This is a genomic window from Oceanobacillus rekensis (assembly GCF_002153375.1).
GTDB classification, from domain to species: domain Bacteria; phylum Bacillota; class Bacilli; order Bacillales; family Amphibacillaceae; genus Oceanobacillus; species Oceanobacillus rekensis.
In genome coordinates, this window is the sequence record NZ_MTBQ01000006.1 from 186,358 (window position 1) to 207,696 (window position 21,339).

Genomic DNA, 21,339 nt, shown 5'->3' on the forward strand with positions numbered 1-21,339 from the left:
GATGAAGCATTCTGTTGCAGTATCATTCCAAAGGATTTAAAATGAATGAATTAGCATATGCATCGATAGAAAGGGAATATAATATGAAGCAAAGAGAAAAGTTTTTATGGATTATTTTAGGATTACTTGTATTTATTTTGGGAGCTTGTTCGGGAACAACAGAAAATGAATCAGATCAAGAAACAGATGAGCTGATCCTTGCGATAGGGGGAGAACCTGATAATGGATTTGATCCCACAACAGGATGGGGACGTTATGGATCACCCCTTTTTCAAAGTACATTATTTACATATGATAAAGATTTTAATATCGTAAATGATTTAGCTACTAGTTATTCCTTGAGTGATGATGGGTTAACATGGACAATCGATCTCCGGGATGATGTGAGATTCTCAGATGAAGAGCCGCTTACAGCTGAGGATGTTAAGTTTACATTTGAAACAGCAAAAACAAGTGGTTCTATCATTGACCTTAATAATTTAGAAGAAGTGAAAAGTATTGATAATGATACAGTAGAGTTCACGTTAAAAGAACCGGAATCAACATTTATTTATTTGCTGGTCTCAACTGGAATAGTACCAAAGCATGTATATGATGATACGTATAATGAAAATCCAGTCGGTTCTGGTCCGTATCAGTTAGTACAATGGGATAAGGGGCAGCAAGTGATTGTAGAAGAGAATCCCAATTATTATGGTGAGAAACCCAATTTTAGTAAGCTCACATTCTTATTTTTATCAGAGGATGCTGCATTTGCAGCAGCAAAAGCAGGTGAAGTGGATGTAGCCTCGGTACCACCCGCATTTGCGAACGAAGAGGTAGAAGGAATGGAGCTTATAGAATTGGAGAGTGTTGATAATAGAGGTATTATGTTTCCTTATGTAGCAGAAGGTGAAGAAACTGCTGATGGTGCTCCAATCGGAAACGATGTTACAGCAGATAAAGCCATACGTAAAGCAATAAATATTGGTGTGGATCGTCAAACTTTAGTTGATGGGGTGCTGGAAGGTTTTGGAACACCAGCATATTCTGTTGCAGATAATATGCCATGGTGGAATGAAGATACAGTTATAGAAGATAATGATCCAGAAAAGGCGAAACAGATATTGGAAGAATCCGGCTGGCTGGAAAATGAATCCGGTGTGCGTGAAAAAGATGGGTTACCAGCCGAATTTACATTATTATATCCTGCGGGCGATCAAATTCGTCAATCATTATCTATAACATTTGCTGAACTAATGAAACCGCTTGGGATTCAGGTTAAGACAGAAGGAAAAAGCTGGAATGAATTAGAGAATTTGATGTATTCCAATCCGGTTATGATGGGATGGGGAAGTCACGACCCTTTAGAAATTTACAATCTTTACAGTAGCGAGACAAGGGGAATAGGCTATTATAATGCCAATTACTACGCGAATCCTGTTGTTGACGACTATTTGAAACAAGCAATACGAGCGACCTCAGAAGAGGAAGCAAATAAATATTGGAAAAAAGCACAATGGGACGGTGAAACAGGATTCTCAAGCTTGGGTGATGCACCATGGGCATGGCTGGTTAATCTAAATCACCTATATTTTGTTAATGCAAACCTGGAAATAGGTGAACAAAAAATTCAACCACATGGGCATGGATGGCCGATTACAGACTTTATTGAGCAGTGGCATTGGCAATAGAGAAAGAGGTTAAACATTGCGATATAAACAATTAGCAATATTCATCATTAGAAAATCAATTAAACTGGCAACATTATTAATCGCAGTTAGTATCCTTTCCTTTACCTTGATTAGTTACTCGCCAGTTGATCCAGTACAATCCTATATCGGCGCAGATATGACAAGGGTAAGCCCGGAACAGCGCGAAGAAATTGCACGCTATTGGGGATTAAACGAACCAAAAGTAGAACAATTTTTAAACTGGGGGAAGAATGTACTGCAGGGAGACCTAGGTACTTCCTTGTTATATCGCAGCTCTGTTACTGAAACAATACTTGAGCGTTTCCTGGCTTCTTTAGCATTAATGGGTTTGGCCTGGGTACTCTCAGGCCTGTTTGGCTTTTTATTAGGAATTATTGCTGGTATGAAAGAAGGAACATGGGTTGACCGTTTGATAAAGGGTTATTGCTTTACGCTTGCATCAACTCCTGCATTTTGGCTCGGGTTATTATTCCTTATGTTGTTTTCAGTCTGGCTTGGTTGGTTTCCAATCGGACTTGGATCACCAGCTGGCGTACTAGCGGAAGATGTTTCAATTCTGGAGAAATTACGACACTTGGCATTGCCTGCATTGACATTAAGTATTGTCGGTGTTGCAAATGTTGCACTCCATACTAGACAGAAGCTGATTGAAGTGCTTGAGAGTGACTATGTCCGGTTTGCAAGAGCGAAAGGGGAACATGGGCTCTCCCTATTATGGAACCATGGTTTACGGAATATTTCACTTCCAGCAATTTCAGTGCATTTTGCCTCCTTTGGTGAACTGTTTGGGGGAGCTGTTTTAGCGGAACAAGTATTTTCATATCCTGGACTCGGACAGGCTGTCGTTCAAGCAGGACTTGGGGGCGATATACCCTTATTATTGGGAATTGTATTATTTAGTACAATTTTTGTGTTCGCAGGAAACCTAATTGCGGATCTGTTATATAAAATCATTGATCCTCGCATTAGAAAGGGTGAAATCTAATGGGGGAAAGAAAGCGAATGTTGAACCTTAGGCAGCGGACAATAGCAATGATTATCGTAGCGATTCTCTTTTTATTTGGAATGGTTATCAGTGGATTTTTAATTAATGCAGACAAGCTTACTGTGAATTTGGATATGAAAAATAGTGCTCCTTCCGTAAGTCATCTTTTTGGCACAGATTGGCTTGGAAGGGATATGCTTGCACGTACATTAAAGGGTCTTACATTAAGCATGGGTGTTGGATTACTTGCAGCATTTTTAAGTGCTGGGATTGCATTACTATTAAGTTTACTTGCTTCTTGGAATAAACGAATCGATAGTATGGTTACATGGCTTATTGATTTATTCCTGAGTGTTCCACATATTGTACTATTAATATTGATTTCCTTTGCGTTTGGTGGTGGATTTAAAGGTGTCGTTATTGGCCTTGCTTTTACACACTGGCCAAGCCTAACGCGCTTACTCAGAGCTGAAATGCTTCAAATTAAATCAGCAGAATATGTAGGCGTATCCCATCGATTAGGAAAATCAAGGCGGTGGATTGCGTTACATCATCTATTGCCACATTTAATTCCACAGCTTTTCGTCGGATTTATTTTATTATTCCCACATGCTATTTTGCATGAATCAGCCATTACATTTCTTGGTTTTGGCTTATCAACGGAACAGCCTGCGATTGGGGTTATTTTATCTGAATCGATGCGTTATCTGTCAACGGGAATGTGGTGGTTAGCATTCTTTCCCGGTCTTTCATTATTATTAATGGTAGCTTTATTTGATTTATTGGGAAGGAACTTAAAGAAATTGATCGATCCATTTCATGGACAGAAAGCGTAAGGAGAGGTGCTGCTAGTTGGGAAATATATTAGATAAGGAACCACTGCTGGAAGTGAAAGATTTTTCGCTCTCCTTTCGCCAGTATAAAAAAGGTTTACGTGAAACTAAATTGCAAGTCATCCGTAATTTAAATATGACGATTCATGAAGGGGAAATTGTTGCTGTTGTAGGCGCGAGTGGCTCGGGGAAGAGTTTATTGGCAAATGCTATTTTAGGTATACTTCCGGAACATGCTCTGTTGGATGGAACGTTGAATTATAAAGGTGTGATGCTCACGCAGGAATTGCTTGAGCAAATACGTGGGAAGGAAATTTCGCTTATTCCACAATCTGTTAATGCATTGGATCCAATAATGAAGACTGGAAAGCAAGTACAATCCGTAATTCGAAATGGTGATAAAAAAGAGATCCAACAAGCTATTTTTAGTAAGGTAGGATTACCAATCCATACAGGCAAAAAATACCCCTTTGAATTATCAGGTGGGATGGCAAGAAGGGTGCTTGCAACAACTGCTATGATCAGTGATGCTGATTTAATTATAGCTGATGAACCGACACCTGGGTTGGATCCGACTGTACTTCATGAGACGATTGGATATATTAAACAACTGGCTTTGGATGGAAAAGGAATTATGTTTATTACTCATGACATTGAAACAGCATTAAAGATTGCCGACCGAGTAGCTATATTTAATGGCGGTGAAATTGTTGAAATAGCACAAGCGGCGGATTTTACGGGTAAGGGAGAAGAATTAAAACATCCATATACTAAAAAGCTTTGGGAAGCCATGCCACAAAATGAGTTTATTCCCGGATTAAATGTTAATAAGGTCCCAACATCCAAAGCCAGTGAAAATATTGGGCTAGAGGTTGAGGGAATAAGTTATCATTACAGAGGTGGAAATTATCTTTTTAAAGATCTCGAACTAACCGTCAATCCTGGTGAAGTAGTAGGCTTACATGGATATAGCGGATCTGGAAAATCAACAATGGCTCAAATTATTGCAGGTTATTTAAAACCTAAAAAAGGAATGGTAACAGTGAATGGTAAGCGTAATTTCCGTTCGATGGTGCACCCAGTGCAGTTAGTTTGGCAACATCCCGAGAAGACGATCAATCCAAGGTGGCAAATGGAAAAGGTACTGGCTGAGGGCGGTATGTCAGATGAAAATTTACTCATGGAGTTAGGTATCAACCGTGAATGGTTAACACGCTGGCCGAGTGAGTTATCAGGAGGCGAATTACAGCGCTTTTGCATTGCCCGTGCACTCCATGAAAATGTGAAATATATTATTGCTGATGAGATGACCACAATGCTTGATACAATCACACAGGCAAATTTATGGAAGACTATTTTACGGTTGGCAAGGGAAAGAGATATTGGCATTCTTGCAATCAGTCATGACCATCAGCTGCTAAAAAGGGTTTGTAATCGAATCATTAATTTTAATGACATTGCGAACGTGTAAGTAAAAGTAATGTAGAACCAATATGATAAAGTCCGTGAAATCTTTGCTGGAAAAAAGGGCTATAGGCTGAATTTTCCAATATACTGTATGGAAGGGAGTGAGTATTTTGTACTTTCTAATATCTGGGTTCATTGGCTATTTATTTGGTTGTATTCATGGTTCGCAACTGATGGGGAAATTGAAGAAGATAGACATTAAAAATTCGGGAGTAAAAAATGCTGGTGCATCGAATACTACTATTTTGCTTGGATGGAAGTATGGAATTTTAGTTGCGCTGATTGACATTTTCAAAGCAACATTAGCGCTTTTATTAGTCTTATATATTTTAAATGAAGGTGGAATCGTTGGCAGTCAGCAAACATTATTTATTTATATTACAGCGTTATTTGTTATTATCGGTCATAACTATCCTATAACTATGAAGTTTAGTGGTGGAAAAGGGACGGCATCGCTTGTTGGCGCACTAATTGCAATAGATTGGGAAATTGCTTTGATAGGTATTGGGCTTTTATTGATCTTTACATTTGCAACAGATTATCTAGTTATTGGTGTACTCGTTATGTACCTTTCATTTCTTGTCACCACGTATTTCTTTTTCGGTATTCCACCGACACTGATTGTTGTTCTGCTATCCTTATTAAGTATTATGAAACATATGGAAAACTATAAACGTATAATAAATAGGGAAGAGACGAAGCTATCGAGTATGTTTCGTAAAAAAGTATCTTAGTATTTGGCAGTTTTCATAAAGATTGGGACTCCGTACTGCTCGTCCTATCGAAAATAATTGTTGTTACTACCGCAAAAACTATAAACTACGAAGTAACTACGATGTTAAAATAGCAACAATTCTTTTCAATGGGACGATTAATCAATCTGTAGTCCCAAACATTTATCAAGAGCCTAGTTTTTAAAGATGTAATTGGAGGGTATTATGCTGGATATTGTAATTTGGATTATTATTATTGCATTATTTATACTAAGCTTTGCAGGGATTCTATTTCCAATTGTTCCCTCTGTACTCGTATTATGGATTGGATTTTTACTGTATCAATTTGTTTTGAATGGCAATGAACTTAATACATTATTTTGGATTGTCATGGTGCTATTTACCGTTCTGCTCATTGTGGCAGATATCATTGCGAATAGCTATTTCGTAAAAAAGTATGGTGGAAGCAAGTGGGGTGAGCGGGGTGCGGCAATTGCTGTTATTATCGGATCGTTTATTACACCTCCATTTGGAATTATTTATGTTCCATTTATTGCCGTATTTATCATTGAATCATTACAAAAAAGAACGTTAAAAGAAGCGTTTCGAGCGTCAATCGGTTCGCTTTTCGGATTTTTAGGTGGCTCCGTTGCAAAAGTTGTCATTCAATTAGTTATGATTATTTGGTTCTTTGTATTAGTATTATTTTAATAGAGTTCTCTAAACGAAAGGATCTTGACATATGAATTATCCATCTAGAGTTATTACAATAGCGGGTTCTGCTGCTGGTGGAAGTGCGGGAATCCAAGCTGATTTGAAAACATTTCAGGAACTGGATATTTACGGAATGAGTGTGGTTACAGCAATTGTCGGCCGTCATCCAGAAACAAATAAAAATGTCCACCCCCAAACAATTGAAGCAATCGAGGCCCAATTTGCAACTGCAATACAGCAAGTTGGTACAGATGGTTTGAAAACGGGGATGTTATTTTCAAAAGAAGTAATTGAAACTATAGCAGATTTGATTCATGATTCATCAATTGAAAATATCGTTGTTGACCCTGTAATGGTAGGGAAATTAGATTCTAAGCTATTAGAGGACGATGCAATTGAGGCATTGAAGAAAAGTCTCATACCGTTGGCAACCATTATTACTCCTAATATACCTGAAGCATCCTTTTTATTGGATGGCAGGATAATAAATAGTGTAGAGGCTCTAAAGCAGGCAGCAATTGACCTCAGTTCATTGGGTACTAAATATGTGCTCGTAAAAGGTGGCAGATTAGAAGGTCCAGCTGTCGATGTATTATATGATGGAGAGACAATCACTACTTTTACAGCACCAAGAATTGATACGGTCAATACGAGCGGAGCAGGGTGCACCTATTCTGCAGCAATTGTTGCTTATTTATCAAAAGGGAAGTCTGTCATTGAAGCAGTTCATTTGGCCAAAAGCTTTGTTACAACGGCAATCGAACATGGTTTTTCCTATACGGAGAAGGTAGGGCCAACCTATCATGCTGCAGAGCGAAAGTATGGAGAGACATATAAGATTATAGTGGAGAAGGATAACTAAAAAGGGATAATATCTTCCCTTTGTTAGTAGTCCTTGACTTTATAATTTCATCACTATATATTTAGTACATATACGAAACATTGAAGAGGATTAGTACAATTTGTTTGTCTTTCTAAGAGAGGAAATGGTTGGTGTGAATTTCCGAAAGACTAGAATTGGAACCTGCCTCGGAGTTCGCCATCGGAAAGGCTTTGTGCTGTAGGATGTGCGCGGTTCATAACCGTTATGAAGTAAAGTGTGCAGGGGTAAATTCTCTGTAAACAAGGGTGGTACCACCAGACCTCGGTCCCTTTTCGGATTAGGGGATTTTTTTGTGTCTAAATAAGAAAAATTGGGGTGTTCATATTGGGTAAAAAGAATAAACAATTTGTAGAAAAAATTACTGCGATGGAGGATGACTTCGCGCAGTGGTATACAGATGTAGTGAAGCAGGCAGATTTGGTTGATTATGGACAAGTACGGGGAACGATGATTATTAAGCCATATGGTTATGCAATTTGGGAGAATATTAAAGATGAACTGGATCGTAAAATTAAACAAACAGGTCATTCGAATGTCGCATTCCCAATGTTTATTCCTGAAAGCCTTTTGCAAAAAGAAAAAGACCATGTCGAAGGCTTTGCACCGGAAGTAGCTTGGGTAACACATGGTGGAGAAGATGAGCTAGCTGAACGAATTGCTGTCCGTCCAACATCGGAAGTGCTTTTCTGTGACTATTATTCCAAAAATATTCATTCTTATCGCGACTTGCCAAAGTTGTATAATCAATGGGCAAATGTCGTACGCTGGGAAAAGACAACACGTCCGTTCTTACGTTCATCTGAATTCCACTGGCAGGAAGGCCATACCGCACATGCGACAGATGACGATGCATCACAGGAAACCGAGAATAATCTTCGTACGTATGCTGATCTTGTAGAAAACTATCTTGCCATTCCGGTACTTAAAGGCCGCAAAACCGATAAGGAAAAATTTGCGGGTGCAAAATACACGCTAACGATTGAAAGCTTAATGCACGATGGAAAAGCATTGCAGTCTGGTACTTCCCATCATTTTGGAACCGGATTTGCAGAAGCATTTGATATAACGTATTTAGATGAAAACGGTAAAAGTCAATTTGTTCATCAAACATCATTTGGACTATCGACACGTATTATGGGGGCACTAATCATGGTTCATGGTGATAACCGAGGATTAGTCGTACCACCGCGAATCGCTCCAACACAAGCAATGATTGTACCGATTGCACAGCATAAAGAAGGTGTACTTGATAAAGCATATGCATTGCGTGATCAATTACAGACCCTAGTTCGTGTTGATATCGACGGTAGCGATAAGATGCCGGGCTGGAAATTCAATGAATATGAAATGAAGGGTATCCCTGTTCGTATTGAAATGGGACCGAAAGATATTGAAAAAGAACAAGTTGTTCTCGTTCGCCGTGATACAGGTGAAAAAGAATTTGTTGCACTTAGTGAACTGGAAGAGCGCCTCCCAACATTATTGGAAGAAATTCAATCCAATTTATATGCTAAGGCATTGGAGCATCGTAATGAAATGACAACCATTGCAACGGATATGAATGAGTTCAAACAAACGCTTGATCAAAAAGGTGGATACCTAAAAGCTATGTGGTGTGGCGATGTAGCGTGTGAGGAAAAGATTAAAGAAGAAACAACTGCAACATCTCGCTGTATTCCATTTGAACAGGAAAAAGTGGCAGATACATGTGTATGCTGTGGCAAAGAAGCGAAAGAAATGGTTTACTGGGCAAAAGCATATTAATTTTTAAAAAGGAAATGGACACTTTAGTAATAAGTGTCCATCTCTTGTGTTGACTAACCCGTCTAAACCTGCAAGATAGTGATTAGTTGCAAACTGCAAGAAGCTGTTATACGTTCAGTAATTTTTTAATGTTTTTTTCAATACTTTCAGGTGTTTTCTGAGGAGCAAAACGGTCAATGATATTACCATCTTTATCTATTAAAAATTTTGTGAAATTCCATTTAATATTCCCGCCCAAAAGGCCCTTTTTTTCGGAAGTCAGATGTTTGAATAATGGATGTGCATTCTCACCATTTACGTCAATCTTGCTGAACATAGGGAAATTAACTCCATAGTTACTTTGACAAATAGTCGCTATTTCTGTGTCTGTACCAGGTTCTTGGTTACCGAATTGATTACATGGGAACCCCAAAATTTCTAAGCCTTGATTATTATATTTATTATATAGCTCTTGTAATCCTTCTAACTGTGGCGTGAATCCGCACTCACTTGCAGTATTGACAATCAATAAAACCTTCCCTTTGAAATCGGAAAGGGATTTTTCGTCATTTCGTATGGTAGTCGCGGTAAAATCGTAAATAGTCATTTAAACTCCTCCTTAAATGGAAAGTATAGCAACATGAGAAATTCAAGTCAAAATATCAACCTATTATATACTTGTGAAAGGAATAGGAAAAAAGTATGTATTTAACAACAGGGAAACTGCATAATGGACAAACGTTTTATGTTCGATATTTGAATTTACAAGATTTACCTAACATAATAAAGTTGCAAAGTAAGGTTGTGAAGGCTTTACCTGAACCAGATGTTTTACAACCACTTACGATTGAAGAGTATACCAACATATTAAATGGTGAGACATTAATGATTGGTGTTTTTGTAGAAGAAAAACTGATAGCATTTCGGGCGATGCTAGTACCTGAAAATGATGAGGAAGGCCTGGGTGCAGATATTGGGTTGAGCGAGGAAGTCTTTCCCACTATCATTTATTCTGAGATATCCAATGTAGATCCCGATTTTCGCAAAAATGGTTTACAAACGTACATGGGTGAAATATTAGTGAATAATATAAATCGGAAACTTTTTCGGTATGTACTTGCAACGGTTGCTCCTTTTAATATTCCAAGTTTAAAAGATAAATTTTCCTTAGGTATGGAGATTGCCGTGTTAAAGGAAAAATTTGATGGAAAACTGCGTTATGTATTCGTAAGGGATTTGAATAGGGAAGCGCGAACGGATATTACGCTAGATGTACAAAATATTAAAATGGAGCATATCGAGCAGCAACAATCATTATTAATGGCAGGATACCGTGGAGTTTCCGTGGAACTAATTGGTAATGAATGGCATGTACGTTTTGAAAAGTAGGTATAAACTACGAAAGCCTATCCATAAATATGGATAGGCTTTCGTAGTTTACAATGATTTTTTCATATTATCATCCAAATTAGTAGATAATTTGGGATTATGGTGAAAAGCACTATCATTTGGTGATAAGTCTAATAGATTATCTGTAATTAAATACAAATTGTAATTTTCACCATTGGTCGTATACTTTTCAGCATCTTCTTTACTTACGCCATAATTAACTAATTGTTCATGGTGTGATATATTCATGGAGCCTTCATCGGTATATAATTTCTTAATCTTATCCCAGAATGAAGCATCTTCTTCAATATATGGACCTTTTTCAATATTAACATCGGTATAACTTTCCAAATTATTATTTTTCATTTTACTATTGCGGTTTATAAGAATAGTCAGGTCATCCGTTTTATAACCAGCCAGTTTAAATTCGCTAATTGCCTGTATAGCCTCTTCTTCAGATTTGTAAGCACCAATAATGTGTTTAGCCATTTACAATTACCTCCTGTTAGTTCTGTTTGATTATACAAGTTATATTCCCGGACGAATATATTTAAAACATAGGAAAAGGCACAAAAAAACGACCTATAAAGGTCGTTTTTAATAAGCATGGATAAAGGTTTAGCAGTAATTATTCACTGACATAAACAGCCACTTCCAGCTCCAGCACTTAAGCGTATCGGACTTCGCTCACCTCTGTGATCTAACTCAACATCAGTTTACTACCGTTCACTGTGTTTCCTATATCTCCGCCGGCTAAAGGATATGTCCATACGTTGCTAACCTAGCTTTAAGCTTTTGCTCGTTTATACTTCTTGCTGTAAACTTTCTCCGAGAAGTGCCAGTCTTGATTCAACTTCTTCTTCGTTCAGATTCTGTTCTTTTATATACATATTACGGGGACTTACACGGCATTTATGCGTGCATCCGCGCATATATTTATGCTCATTTTCTTCTGAGCAGAGAATTTGTTTGTTACATTCTGGGTTTGCACAGTTTACATAGCGTTCACAAGGCTGTCCATCGAAATAATCAACGCCGACTACAATGTGTTCTTTCTGATTAACTGGTACGGCAATACGTTCGTCAAATACATATAACTGCCCGTCCCATAGGTCACCTTGAACTGCTGGATCTTTACCATAGGTGACAATGCCACCATGTAATTGAGCAACATCTTCAAAGCCTTCTTTTACAAGCCAGCCTGAGAATTTCTCACAGCGAATACCACCTGTACAATACGTGAGAACTTTTTTTCCTTCTAGAATATGCTTATTCTCGCGAACCCAATCTGGTAAGTCACGAAATGTTTCAACATCAGGGCGGACAGCACCACGGAAATGTCCGAGATCATATTCATAATCATTTCGGGCATCCAGTACAATTGTATCTTCATCCTGCATTGCCTCGTAGAAATCTTTCGGATCTAAATATTTACCTGTAGTTACAAGTGGGTTGATGTCATCTTCCAATCTTAGTGTAACCAATTCCTTACGTGGACGTACATGCATTTTCTTGAAAGCATGGCCCTCGTGTGGGTCGATTTTAAATACCATATCAGCAAAGCGTGGATCATTATGCATTGCATCCATGTATTTAATTGTTTGTTCAACCGTTCCAGAAACGGTTCCATTGATTCCTTCCTCAGCTACTAATATCCGGCCTTTTAATTCAAGGTCTTTACAAAATGCGAGATGTTGAGCCGCGTAGCTTTCTGGATCTTCAATATGCACATAGTTATAATACAATAAAACTTGATAATTTTGATTGCTTTCCATTTCATTACCACCTGTTCATTCATATTTGCAAGATATAAATGGTTGGTAGTCGATATTTATTTTTTTATCTTGCAAGAAATTATTTTACCACGCCTTAAAGAGTTTTTCAATAACACCCTCAAAATAGAATATCAACCTGTAATAATCCCTTGTTGAGTAGCTACTTCGCTAACACCTATAGACAGGAGCATAGTCAACTTCTGGTTAAATACCATAGTATAAAATATATTGAATGAAAGTGGGTGAAGTGAATATGGGTGATGCATCCAATCAAGGAGTACCTGAAAAAGTAGTTGATCTTATGGTCGATAGTATATTTAGAAAAAATGGTATTAAACCAGATGAATTAAAGAAGAATTTGTCTGATGAGCAAAAACAAATGCTAAAAGAGATGGTGGAAGACTTAAAGGACCAGGTTGATCAATTTAATAAAAAAAATTCGGATCCAACAAATGAATAAAAATAGAGAAAACACCTAGCTATAGGTGTTTTCTCTATTTTTAAGGTTACTAGTGCATCTGTACAATCTTCTAGTTGTAAAAACCATAAATTATCCTATAACCATAAGAAAGGAGTGTCAAAATGGCAGTTTATAGAAGTGCAAGAGATACGAATGACTATAGTCGGAACAGAAAACAACAATATTTTTTAGATACCGAAGATCGATACAGATGCAGTTGCGGTAATAAATGTGACGAGAAATGCAGACATGAATCAAGAAACGAATCGGAATTTGATTACAATTTTAATAATAATGATAATGATCATGATGATGCAACAGTTTCCCAAGATGGTGAACAATATGCATTTATGGAGCAGGAGTCAGCTGAATTAATTTGGGTGAAAGAATCCTGTGATATCACAATTAACACTACGGACACACAAGCAGGGGTTTCATTACAAGCGGGATTACAACTGGCAATCGCACTTGTTCTTAGAATTACAATTGGGGACTCTGACCAAAGCGAGGCCGTATCACAAGAGTTAATGCAGCAATTCGATATGACTCAATCTAATAAACAAAAAATCTATATTTATAATACAAAAGATGCAACGGTAACAACTACAGATACAGACCTGGCAATCAATATCCAAGTTCTGCTGCAGTTATTAGTAGCGTTAATTATTATAGTCGATATTTTATAAAAAAATAATGTAGAAAAGAGGTGTATGGAATGACAAGACTTAAAGAATGGCGTGCTTTAGATCATTGTGATGATAATAAGCATGACAATGCAGATGTTGATCAAGAAGCTATACAGCACGACTCCATTAAGCAAGTATCAGATGAATGGATAATCATTAAGGACTCTGAATGTGTTCATGTTAGAACAACCGATACACAGGCAGCAGTGTCCCTGCAGCTTGGTATTCAGGTAGCCATCGCAGTAGTTCTTAGTATTACAATTGGGGATTCTGATCGGGCTAAGGATGTCATGCAAGATTTCAAGCAAGTTTCCAAAACAAGACAGAGCAATCGCCAAAAAACAATTGTTGAGTGTTCAAAAAATGTTGATATCACTACAACTGACACAGATATAGCAATTAACATCCAGTTGTTAGTACAGATTCTTGTAGCTATTGTTGCGAGCTTGGATATACTCTAAAAGATAGTAGATTAATTATTAGAAAGCAAATAGAGATGTCAGGGAAAAGTAAATTATCTGTTAAAAACGGATTCTTTCCCACTTGTTTTTGCGGTCTTTTTTAAAATAGGGTCGTCTTAATTATGGGGGATTTCTTAAACTGTTGGTAAACCTTAAAATATAATTTAATGATACCCGATACTCCGGTTTAGTTGGCTGGGGTATTTTTGTTTTTAATGTCTTTTTTGTTGTCATACAGCATCAATTGTCTTCTTAGATTGCTTAATCTAAACTTTGAAATCTTATCCTTTCCTGCCAAGATTGAAAGATATAATCATTCGTTTTTACCGCATTTATTTATGCGGTAAAAGCTAATTAGTTTTTTCCAAAAATTAATATAAAAACGCTTGCATTTTTATCGGAAATTAGTTAAAGTTAAAACAGCAATGGAAATTGAAGTTTGAATAATACTTTACGATTCTTGTTCAAGATGGTGTAAAAGTATTTATGATTCAATTACTTTGCACGATATTGTATAAGGAGGTCATTTAAATGACTGGTAAAGTAAAATGGTTTAATGCAGAAAAAGGTTTCGGTTTTATCGAACGCGAAGATGGAGATGACGTATTCGTACATTTCTCAGCAATCCAATCAGAAGGTTTCAAGACGCTTGAAGAAGGTCAAGAATTTGAAATTGTAGAAGGTAACCGCGGACCACAGGCTGCTAACGTTACTCGTCTGTAATATATAGCATTTATAAAGACTTGTCCCTCAATGGGATAAGTCTTTTTTTGGTTAAATGCTTATCTATAACAAAATGAATAGAAACGGGGATTTGTATGACTTCATTTGACTGGATAGTAGAAGCGGAAACCGAATGGGATAACCGGGCAACCTTCTGGAATCAAAAAAGCAGGAGTATGTGGGATAATGGGAGCAGAAAAGATATTGTACCATTGTTATCTAATTATTTGAAGCCAGGAAGTACCGTTCTGGATATTGGATGCGGAGATGGTTATGGCAGTTTCAAGTTGTATAGAGAAGGTTATCATGTAACAGGTGTCGACCTTTCCAAAGAAATGATCCAACTGGCAAAGTCGAGATTGAAGAAAGGGGAAAATATCTCCTTTCAGCAGGGGAATGTTAATGAAATTCCGTTTGAGGATAATTATTTTGATGCCATTATGGCAATTAATGTTTTAGAATGGGTGGAAGACCCACTTCATGCATTAAAAGAATTAAAACGTGTCGTGAAGCCTAATGGACTTATTTATGTTGGTATACTTGGCCCCACTGCTGGACCGCGTGGAAATAGTTATCCCCGTCTATTAGGGGAAAAAGCAATCTGCAACACAATGATGCCCTGGGAATTTAATACATTGGCAGTCGATATTAAACTGAAAGATGTAGATGGTTTTGGAGTATATAAAGAAGGCGTTCATATTAATCATTACAAAGATTTACCTATTAAACTGAAACAAGCATTAACCTTTATGTGGGTATTTTTATTAAGAAAAGTTGGTGAATGAAATGGATAAAAAAGAAATGGAAAAGCAAGTAATTGAGAACTATCAGAACGATGAAAGAATGATGATTCTCATTTATTCACAATGGTGTATTAATCATAAATTGGATCCGGCAGTTTTGTATGAAGAAGCATACCCAAATCAGGCTGCAAACAGCACGATGGAAGAAGTGCATGAGTTAACCGTTCCTGCGAATGAATCGGAAGATATTCCGGATCAAACCGTTTTAAATGTGTTACAGCTTTTTGGCAATGATGACTTAGCATTTATTGTTCAGGAATATATCGAAAAGCGGGATAAATAGCCTCCCGCTTTTTTTAATTCCACCTAAGAAGCAGGCATTTGGTAATAATTAATATTACTTTAGACTATAATGGGACCCAAAATTCTTGACCACCATTGAAGGTGACACATTTATGGGTTGTAATTCAAACCTGATTTCGTGTGCCTTTCCCAGAGCGGTCGCCGAAGTTTATCTTACGCCGCAATTTACCTCGATTACGGGGCAGATAACAAAATCTATGAAAGAAGTTTTGCTTATTTACTCAAAAAGCTTTATTAATGCTTGTGTACCGCTATCTTCCCCTCCCTTTTCAGCGAGTTCTTTATACAATTTTAGTGATAGTGATAATCCTGGCGTGACTAAGCCAAGTTCTTCTGCTGATTCCAATGCAATCGTCATATCCTTAATGAAATGTTTGACGTAGAAACCAGGTTCATAATCCCCCTCGAGCATTCGAGGGCCAAGCTTGGAAAGCGAAAAACTTGCTGCAGCACCAGTTGCTATACTTTGAAGGACACGTTCTGGATCAAGACCAGCCTTTTTGGCATACATAATTGCCTCACACACACCAATCATATTAGATGCGATTGTAATTTGATTTGCCATTTTCGTATATTGGCCAGCCCCTGCACTGCCTTGTAATATAATATTTTCACCCATTATCTCAAAAAGTGGCAGAATATTGGTAAATGCTTCTTCATCCCCACCTACCATGATAGCCAGTTTTCCACTTTTGGCTCCAATATCTCCTCCGGAAACCGGTGCATCCAATGCATATATATTCTTTTCTTTTGCCTTTTTATAAATTTCCTTTGCAAGAGATGGTTTCGATGTCGTCATATCCACAGTAAATGTACCAGGTTTGGCGCTTTCCAAAATTCCATATTCACCATAATAGATATCCTCCAAATCTGAAGGATATCCGACCATCGTAATTATGATATCAGAGGATGAAGCAAGTTTTGCAATGGTATCCATCCATTCTGCTCCATTTTTGAGTAATTCCTGTGCTTTTTGTTTTGTACGAGAATATACGATTACGGAATAACCTGCATCCATTAGATTTGCTGCCATACTTTTACCCATTACACCAGTACCGACAAAACCAATTGTAACTTCTTTAGAAAGCATATATTTATATCCCCTTTTGGCTTGATATATAGTAGTTATTCTACAAAAACTGTCAAAAGTCCTTCTTATCGTAAAATATACCGGGAAGAACGAAAATTTTTCTAGACCTATCTTAGAGGATGAGATTCCCCATTTTTACATGATTTGGGAACGTTAATCGGGAATCATTGTAAAGCATTTACACATAGTATAGATAGCACATTATCAGTTACAAATTTTAGGCCCAAAAAGTGAATGGAGGAGGATATTTTAGTGATTACTAAAAAGCAACAATCCAGGTGCAAATCTGCTTTATTGGAACAGCAAAATGAGTTAATTCAGCATGTTCAGGACCATTTTGGAATGAAATATGAATTTGCTCAAGAATCAATTGGTGAATTATCAAATTATGACAACCATCCAGGAGACCATGGTACAGAGCTTTTTGAGCGTGGGAAGGATCTCGCCTTAAATGAGCATGCTGAAAGTGAGTTAGAAGATATTAATGAGGCACTACATGCGATAGAAGAGGGTACCTATGGTATTTGTAGCGCATGTGGAGCGGATATTCCATATGAACGATTAGAAGCTAATCCGACGGCGGATAAATGTCTCGAGCACGCAAAAAGTAATACATTCGAACAACCCCGGACAATTGAAGAGGAAGTGTTCAGCCCAAACATTAATCCTGATGAAGTCACAGCTGAAGAGCAAGTAGGATATGATGCAGAAGATGCTTGGCAGGAGGTAAGCAGGTATGGAACGTCTGAGACACCATCGGATTTTTACGGAGATCGAGAACATTATAATGAAATGTTCCCCAATAGTGATGAAAGAATAGGCGGTACAGAAGATGTAGAAAACTTTCTGGCAGCAGATATTAATGGGAAATATACTGGGGTAACTCCAAATCATAATAAATATGAGAAAGAGGAAGGATTGGAAGAATAAATCAAAAGACTCCTCAGGGGACAGGAGTCTTTTTGAATCAGTAATATTTTATTGTTGTTCTGCCTCTTGCTCCATCTCTTGAAGCTTTAGGCTCGTTGTTTGACGTTCACTATCACGTATATATTCCACTTCTAAATTATCACCTATATTTGCTTCAGAATAGAGATATTTTCTAAGTTCCACTATAGATGTTATATCTTGACCATTGATTTTTGTAATGATATCAAATTGCTGTAATCCTGCTGCGTTTGCAGGTGATCCCTGCTGGACATCAGCAATGACCATTCCTCCTTCGATATCATCGGGGAGATTTATTTCATATCGGTATTGAGGGGGAACTTGATTTAAAGAAACAGTACTGATACCTATCAGCGGACGTGTCACTTCACCTTCCATTTCCAGCTGTTCCATGATTGGAAGAGCCGCATCAACCGGGATGGCAAAGCCAATGCCTTCTACTGCCCCTTGCGCTATTTTCATGGAATTGATACCGATAACTTCACCATCTGCATTGACAAGAGCGCCTCCACTATTACCAGGGTTAATCGCTGCATCTGTCTGCACGACTTCTGTAATCCAGTCTGCCTGACCGTCTTTATTAGTATCAACGGTAACAGAGCGATCTAATCCACTGACAATTCCTTTTGTCACGGTGTTCGCAAAATTCATTCCTAATGGATTCCCAATGGCAAGCACGGTTTCACCAACTTGTAAATCACCGGAGGAACCAAGATTTGCTACTGTATTTATTTTTTCACCATCAACTTGTAATACAGCTAAATCTGTTAGAGAATCTTCGCCTAAAACAGTTGCTGGAATACGTTCCTCATCACTCAGAACAATTTCAACTTCTTCTGCACCAGCAACGACATGCTGGTTCGTAACGACATATGCCTTTCCATCTTCTTTCTTATAAATAATTCCTGATCCTGTACCTGCTTCCTGACTTTCTGTCCATACACTCTGTTGCTTAAGATTCACAACACCTACAACCGATTGGGCGACTTCATTAATATTTGTGGAGACATCAGCCTCCTCCGCTGCAAGGGTATTGACAACATTTGGTGCCGATTCATTTTGTGGGTTGTCAGTGTTATTTTCAACTGTATCGTTTGTCGGAATTATATTGTAACTGAATAACACAGCAACAATGATAGCTGCTATCACACCACCAATAAGCCCACCGAAAAGTCCGCCTTTCCAGTTTCTTTTATCCTTTTTATTTCTTTTCTCCTCGTGAGGTTGCTCCTGTGAGGATATGTTCTCTTGCTGGTTATCTCTATCTACCGCTTCCCCAGCTGGTTCGGGTACATCTTCAAGATGTTCCGTATCATTATTGCTCCGGGAACGATCGTTTTGTTCATAATTATCCATAAGTAATTCACCTCTTCATTTTATTATGCTCTACCCTAATAATAGAAGATTAAATCGGAATGGGTTTGGTATAAATAAGGAAAAAATGTGTAATTGTACGTTATGTTGTAAAGTTTTGCTATGATATGTGAAAATGAAACTATAAGAAGCTGTTCAATAAAATGTGAAAGGTGAAAACACAATGGTGAATTATCATATTGGTTTAGTAGAAGATGATGTTAATATCCAAAATATCGTGTCTGCCTATTTAAAAAAAGAAGGCTTTGAAGTTTCGATCATGGACTCCGCTGAAAAGGGTTGGGAACTTTGGGAGGACAACCCACCGGATATGTGGGTTTTGGATATCATGTTACCCGGGATGGATGGCTATGAATTTTGCAAGAAAATACGGAGTAAAAGTGATGTACCAATTATTATTATTTCTGCAAAAGATGATGAAATTGATAAAATCCTCGGTCTTGAATTGGGTGGGGATGACTATTTGACCAAACCTTTTAGTCCGAGGGAATTGATTGCAAGGGTTAAACGGTTGTTCAAGCGCACATTACAAAGTAAGAATGTAAGTGAGATGGATGATGACAGATTAAAGGTGGACCATCTTATCATATATAAGAATGATCGCCGTATCTTTTTTGAAGAGAAAGAATACGAGGTAACAACGAAGGAGTATGATATGCTACTGCTTTTGGCAGAGAATCCAAATCGAGCCTTTTCCAGAGAAGAATTATTAATGAAAATATGGGGAAATGATTACTTTGGCAGTGATCGTGCAGTTGATGATTTAATTAAAAGGATACGAAAAAAATTGGATCATATTCCACTAGAAACGGTTTGGGGATTTGGATATCGACTCCGTAAAGATGAGGATTGAATATGAAACTCCAATCACAGCTAAATGCAGCATTTACAGCGTTGCTCATTGTCATTATGGCTGCTGCTGGCTTTGTTATTCATTCACTTATTATGGACTTACTAATTAAGGATGAGCAGCGTCAGTTGGAAGAAACGGGTGAACTGCTAGTTAGCTTTTTAAATGAACAATATGGAACAGAAGATGATCTCCGTTCGTTCAATAACTTTTTGAAGGAGCAGAACCTGCAATTATTTATGTATGATAGAAATCAGGATGCCGTGCTCTTTTCCACGATGTCTTTGCCTGTTGCAAATGACTTTTTTCAGCAGAATGATTTCTCTGCAACAGATGAAACTCTCTGGTCTTATGGGAAGGACCGGTTTGTTACATCACGAATATTATTTTATAATATCTCAGGACTTGAACTAATCTTATTGACTCCGATGGATGATTTAGAAATTGTTCAGCAAAACTTTTTTAATCGATTATTGCTTGTTTTTCTAATTGGTGCAGCTGCAGCAGTATTTCTCAGTTATTTTATGACAAATAAGCTTGTTACACCACTTTCACAGTTAAAAGGTCAATTGAAAAAAATTGAAAAACGGCAATTTAATGAAATGGATCGTATAAAGGCGACCGGTGAAATCAAAGAAGTGGAACAAAGTGTTTATGAAATGGCACAGGAACTTCAAAGGTATATGAATTCGCAACAAACCTTTTTCCAAAATGCTAGTCATGAACTGAAGACCCCATTAATGACCATTCAAGGATATGCAGAAGGAATTAAGGATGGTATTTTTGATGAGAAGGAAAGTGAAAAGGGTCTTGAAGTCATGGTAACAGAAGTGAAAAGGTTGAAGGGGATTATTAACGAAATGATTCTGTTGGCTAAACTGGACAGTGAACCAGCTGATGCTAAACCTGTTGCAATTGATGCGAAAGAGTTTATTGAGAAAATAGTCGAACGTACCATTCCAATCGTTAATGAAAAAAAGATTAATTTTAAACAGAGTGTGGAGAATAATATTATTATAGTTGCAGATGAGGAAAAAATGCTAAGGGCAGTGCTTAATATTGTTATCAACGGAATCCGACATGCAAAGTCGGAAGTGAGCATACAGGTTATGAAGAAAAAACAAATAATAGCAATCCTTGTTGAAGATGATGGTGAGGGTGTGTCCTCAGAAGAAGCTGCACATATATTCCACCGGTTTGTAAAGGGGAAAAATGGGGAAACTGGTTTAGGACTGGCTATTGCACGGGCAATCATTGAACAAGCAAATGGTACCATCTCCGTTGGGAAATCTGAACTTGGTGGAGCAATGTTTAAAATCCTTTTTGAAACGGAAAAGCATAAGGACAAGTCTTAGTAAATGGTTGCTGGGAGCGGATTTTTAAGGAATTTCTTTAAAATTAGAAAAATCCTCTTTCAAAATGGAATAATTATGGTACAATTGGTA

23 protein-coding genes and 1 other annotated feature are annotated in these 21,339 nt (G+C 37.6%); of the genes, 18 read left to right on the forward strand and 5 right to left on the reverse strand.

Annotated features, from left to right (window positions below):
• Positions 1 to 83: 83 nt before the first annotated feature.
• From BV906_RS15230 to proS, 8 genes are all read left to right on the forward strand, one after another.
• On the forward strand, positions 84 to 1,673 hold the full coding sequence (locus BV906_RS15230; protein ID WP_087974557.1) for an ABC transporter substrate-binding protein: 1,590 nt from the start codon (positions 84 to 86) through the stop codon (positions 1,671 to 1,673).
• A 16-nt stretch (positions 1,674 to 1,689) separates the two neighbouring features.
• The gene (locus tag BV906_RS15235) at positions 1,690 to 2,679 is read left to right on the forward strand and encodes an ABC transporter permease (protein ID WP_245844205.1); all 990 of its coding nucleotides are present in this window, start codon (positions 1,690 to 1,692) and stop codon (positions 2,677 to 2,679) included.
• Positions 2,679 to 3,515 carry an ABC transporter permease gene (locus tag BV906_RS15240; RefSeq protein ID WP_087974484.1) on the forward strand — a complete coding sequence of 279 codons (837 nt, stop codon included), beginning with the start codon at positions 2,679 to 2,681 and terminating at the stop codon, positions 3,513 to 3,515. The genes BV906_RS15235 and BV906_RS15240 overlap by 1 nt, the downstream gene beginning before the upstream one ends.
• A gap of 16 nt (positions 3,516 to 3,531) precedes the next feature.
• Positions 3,532 to 4,983, forward strand: coding sequence for an ABC transporter ATP-binding protein (locus tag BV906_RS15245; protein WP_087974485.1), 1,452 nt, complete (start codon positions 3,532 to 3,534; stop codon positions 4,981 to 4,983).
• Positions 4,984 to 5,089: 106 nt separating this feature from the next.
• A complete protein-coding gene (locus tag BV906_RS15250) occupies positions 5,090 to 5,713 on the forward strand; it encodes a glycerol-3-phosphate acyltransferase (RefSeq protein ID WP_087974486.1) in 624 nt (207 codons plus the stop codon).
• Positions 5,714 to 5,917: 204 nt separating this feature from the next.
• Positions 5,918 to 6,403, forward strand: coding sequence for a DUF456 domain-containing protein (locus tag BV906_RS15255; RefSeq protein WP_087974487.1), 486 nt, complete (start codon positions 5,918 to 5,920; stop codon positions 6,401 to 6,403).
• Positions 6,404 to 6,434: 31 nt separating this feature from the next.
• Entirely contained in the window at positions 6,435 to 7,268 is an 834-nt protein-coding gene (thiD, locus tag BV906_RS15260) for a bifunctional hydroxymethylpyrimidine kinase/phosphomethylpyrimidine kinase (protein WP_087974488.1), read from the forward strand.
• 71 nt (positions 7,269 to 7,339) lie between these two features.
• Positions 7,340 to 7,562, forward strand: a binding site (T-box leader).
• A gap of 51 nt (positions 7,563 to 7,613) precedes the next feature.
• Positions 7,614 to 9,053, forward strand: a complete 1,440-nt coding sequence (proS, locus tag BV906_RS15265; RefSeq protein ID WP_087974489.1) for a proline--tRNA ligase — start codon at positions 7,614 to 7,616, stop codon at positions 9,051 to 9,053.
• 106 nt (positions 9,054 to 9,159) lie between these two features.
• Here the strand turns inward: proS and BV906_RS15270 are convergent, their stop codons facing one another.
• Positions 9,160 to 9,639, reverse strand: coding sequence for a glutathione peroxidase (locus BV906_RS15270; protein ID WP_087974490.1), 480 nt, complete (start codon positions 9,637 to 9,639; stop codon positions 9,160 to 9,162).
• A 95-nt stretch (positions 9,640 to 9,734) separates the two neighbouring features.
• On the opposite strand from BV906_RS15270, the gene BV906_RS15275 reads away from it, so the two are divergent.
• On the forward strand, positions 9,735 to 10,421 hold the full coding sequence (locus BV906_RS15275; RefSeq protein WP_087974491.1) for a hypothetical protein: 687 nt from the start codon (positions 9,735 to 9,737) through the stop codon (positions 10,419 to 10,421).
• 48 nt (positions 10,422 to 10,469) lie between these two features.
• On the opposite strand, the gene BV906_RS15280 is transcribed toward BV906_RS15275, so the two are convergent.
• A complete protein-coding gene (locus BV906_RS15280) occupies positions 10,470 to 10,910 on the reverse strand; it encodes a general stress protein (protein ID WP_087974492.1) in 441 nt (146 codons plus the stop codon).
• A gap of 314 nt (positions 10,911 to 11,224) precedes the next feature.
• Complete coding sequence (gene trhO, locus BV906_RS15285) at positions 11,225 to 12,196, reverse strand: oxygen-dependent tRNA uridine(34) hydroxylase TrhO (RefSeq protein WP_087974493.1); 972 nt, start codon at positions 12,194 to 12,196, stop codon at positions 11,225 to 11,227.
• Positions 12,197 to 12,428: 232 nt separating this feature from the next.
• Here trhO and BV906_RS15290 point away from each other — a divergent pair, with 232 nt between their 5' ends.
• The 6 genes from BV906_RS15290 (at position 12,429) to BV906_RS15315 (ending at position 15,612) form a co-directional block, all read left to right on the forward strand.
• Positions 12,429 to 12,656, forward strand: a complete 228-nt coding sequence (locus BV906_RS15290; RefSeq protein ID WP_245844208.1) for a spore coat protein — start codon at positions 12,429 to 12,431, stop codon at positions 12,654 to 12,656.
• Positions 12,657 to 12,778: 122 nt separating this feature from the next.
• The gene (locus tag BV906_RS15295; protein ID WP_087974495.1) at positions 12,779 to 13,342 is read left to right on the forward strand and encodes a spore coat protein; all 564 of its coding nucleotides are present in this window, start codon (positions 12,779 to 12,781) and stop codon (positions 13,340 to 13,342) included.
• Positions 13,343 to 13,371: 29 nt separating this feature from the next.
• A complete protein-coding gene (locus tag BV906_RS15300; protein WP_087974496.1) occupies positions 13,372 to 13,803 on the forward strand; it encodes a spore coat protein in 432 nt (143 codons plus the stop codon).
• A 531-nt stretch (positions 13,804 to 14,334) separates the two neighbouring features.
• Complete coding sequence (locus BV906_RS15305) at positions 14,335 to 14,526, forward strand: cold shock domain-containing protein (protein WP_087974497.1); 192 nt, start codon at positions 14,335 to 14,337, stop codon at positions 14,524 to 14,526.
• A gap of 95 nt (positions 14,527 to 14,621) precedes the next feature.
• The gene (locus BV906_RS15310; protein WP_087974498.1) at positions 14,622 to 15,311 is read left to right on the forward strand and encodes a class I SAM-dependent methyltransferase; all 690 of its coding nucleotides are present in this window, start codon (positions 14,622 to 14,624) and stop codon (positions 15,309 to 15,311) included.
• A gap of 1 nt (position 15,312) precedes the next feature.
• Positions 15,313 to 15,612 (forward strand): hypothetical protein, encoded by a 300-nt coding sequence (locus BV906_RS15315; RefSeq protein ID WP_087974499.1) that lies wholly within the window; start codon positions 15,313 to 15,315, stop codon positions 15,610 to 15,612.
• A 237-nt stretch (positions 15,613 to 15,849) separates the two neighbouring features.
• On the opposite strand, the gene BV906_RS15320 is transcribed toward BV906_RS15315, so the two are convergent.
• Positions 15,850 to 16,752 carry an NAD(P)-dependent oxidoreductase gene (locus BV906_RS15320; protein WP_281254149.1) on the reverse strand — a complete coding sequence of 301 codons (903 nt, stop codon included), beginning with the start codon at positions 16,750 to 16,752 and terminating at the stop codon, positions 15,850 to 15,852.
• A 222-nt stretch (positions 16,753 to 16,974) separates the two neighbouring features.
• Between BV906_RS15320 and BV906_RS15325 the strand changes: the two genes are divergently transcribed.
• Positions 16,975 to 17,652 carry a TraR/DksA C4-type zinc finger protein gene (locus BV906_RS15325; RefSeq protein ID WP_087974501.1) on the forward strand — a complete coding sequence of 226 codons (678 nt, stop codon included), beginning with the start codon at positions 16,975 to 16,977 and terminating at the stop codon, positions 17,650 to 17,652.
• Between the two features lie 48 nt (positions 17,653 to 17,700).
• Here the strand turns inward: BV906_RS15325 and BV906_RS15330 are convergent, their stop codons facing one another.
• Positions 17,701 to 19,026 carry a S1C family serine protease gene (locus tag BV906_RS15330; protein WP_087974502.1) on the reverse strand — a complete coding sequence of 442 codons (1,326 nt, stop codon included), beginning with the start codon at positions 19,024 to 19,026 and terminating at the stop codon, positions 17,701 to 17,703.
• A gap of 184 nt (positions 19,027 to 19,210) precedes the next feature.
• On the opposite strand from BV906_RS15330, the gene BV906_RS15335 reads away from it, so the two are divergent.
• Together BV906_RS15335 and BV906_RS15340 are read left to right on the forward strand one after the other, a co-directional pair.
• Positions 19,211 to 19,897: a response regulator transcription factor gene (locus BV906_RS15335; RefSeq protein ID WP_087974559.1), complete on the forward strand. Its 687-nt coding sequence runs from the start codon at positions 19,211 to 19,213 to the stop codon at positions 19,895 to 19,897.
• Positions 19,898 to 19,899: 2 nt separating this feature from the next.
• Complete coding sequence (locus tag BV906_RS15340; protein WP_087974503.1) at positions 19,900 to 21,249, forward strand: sensor histidine kinase; 1,350 nt, start codon at positions 19,900 to 19,902, stop codon at positions 21,247 to 21,249.
• Positions 21,250 to 21,339 lie beyond the last annotated feature (90 nt).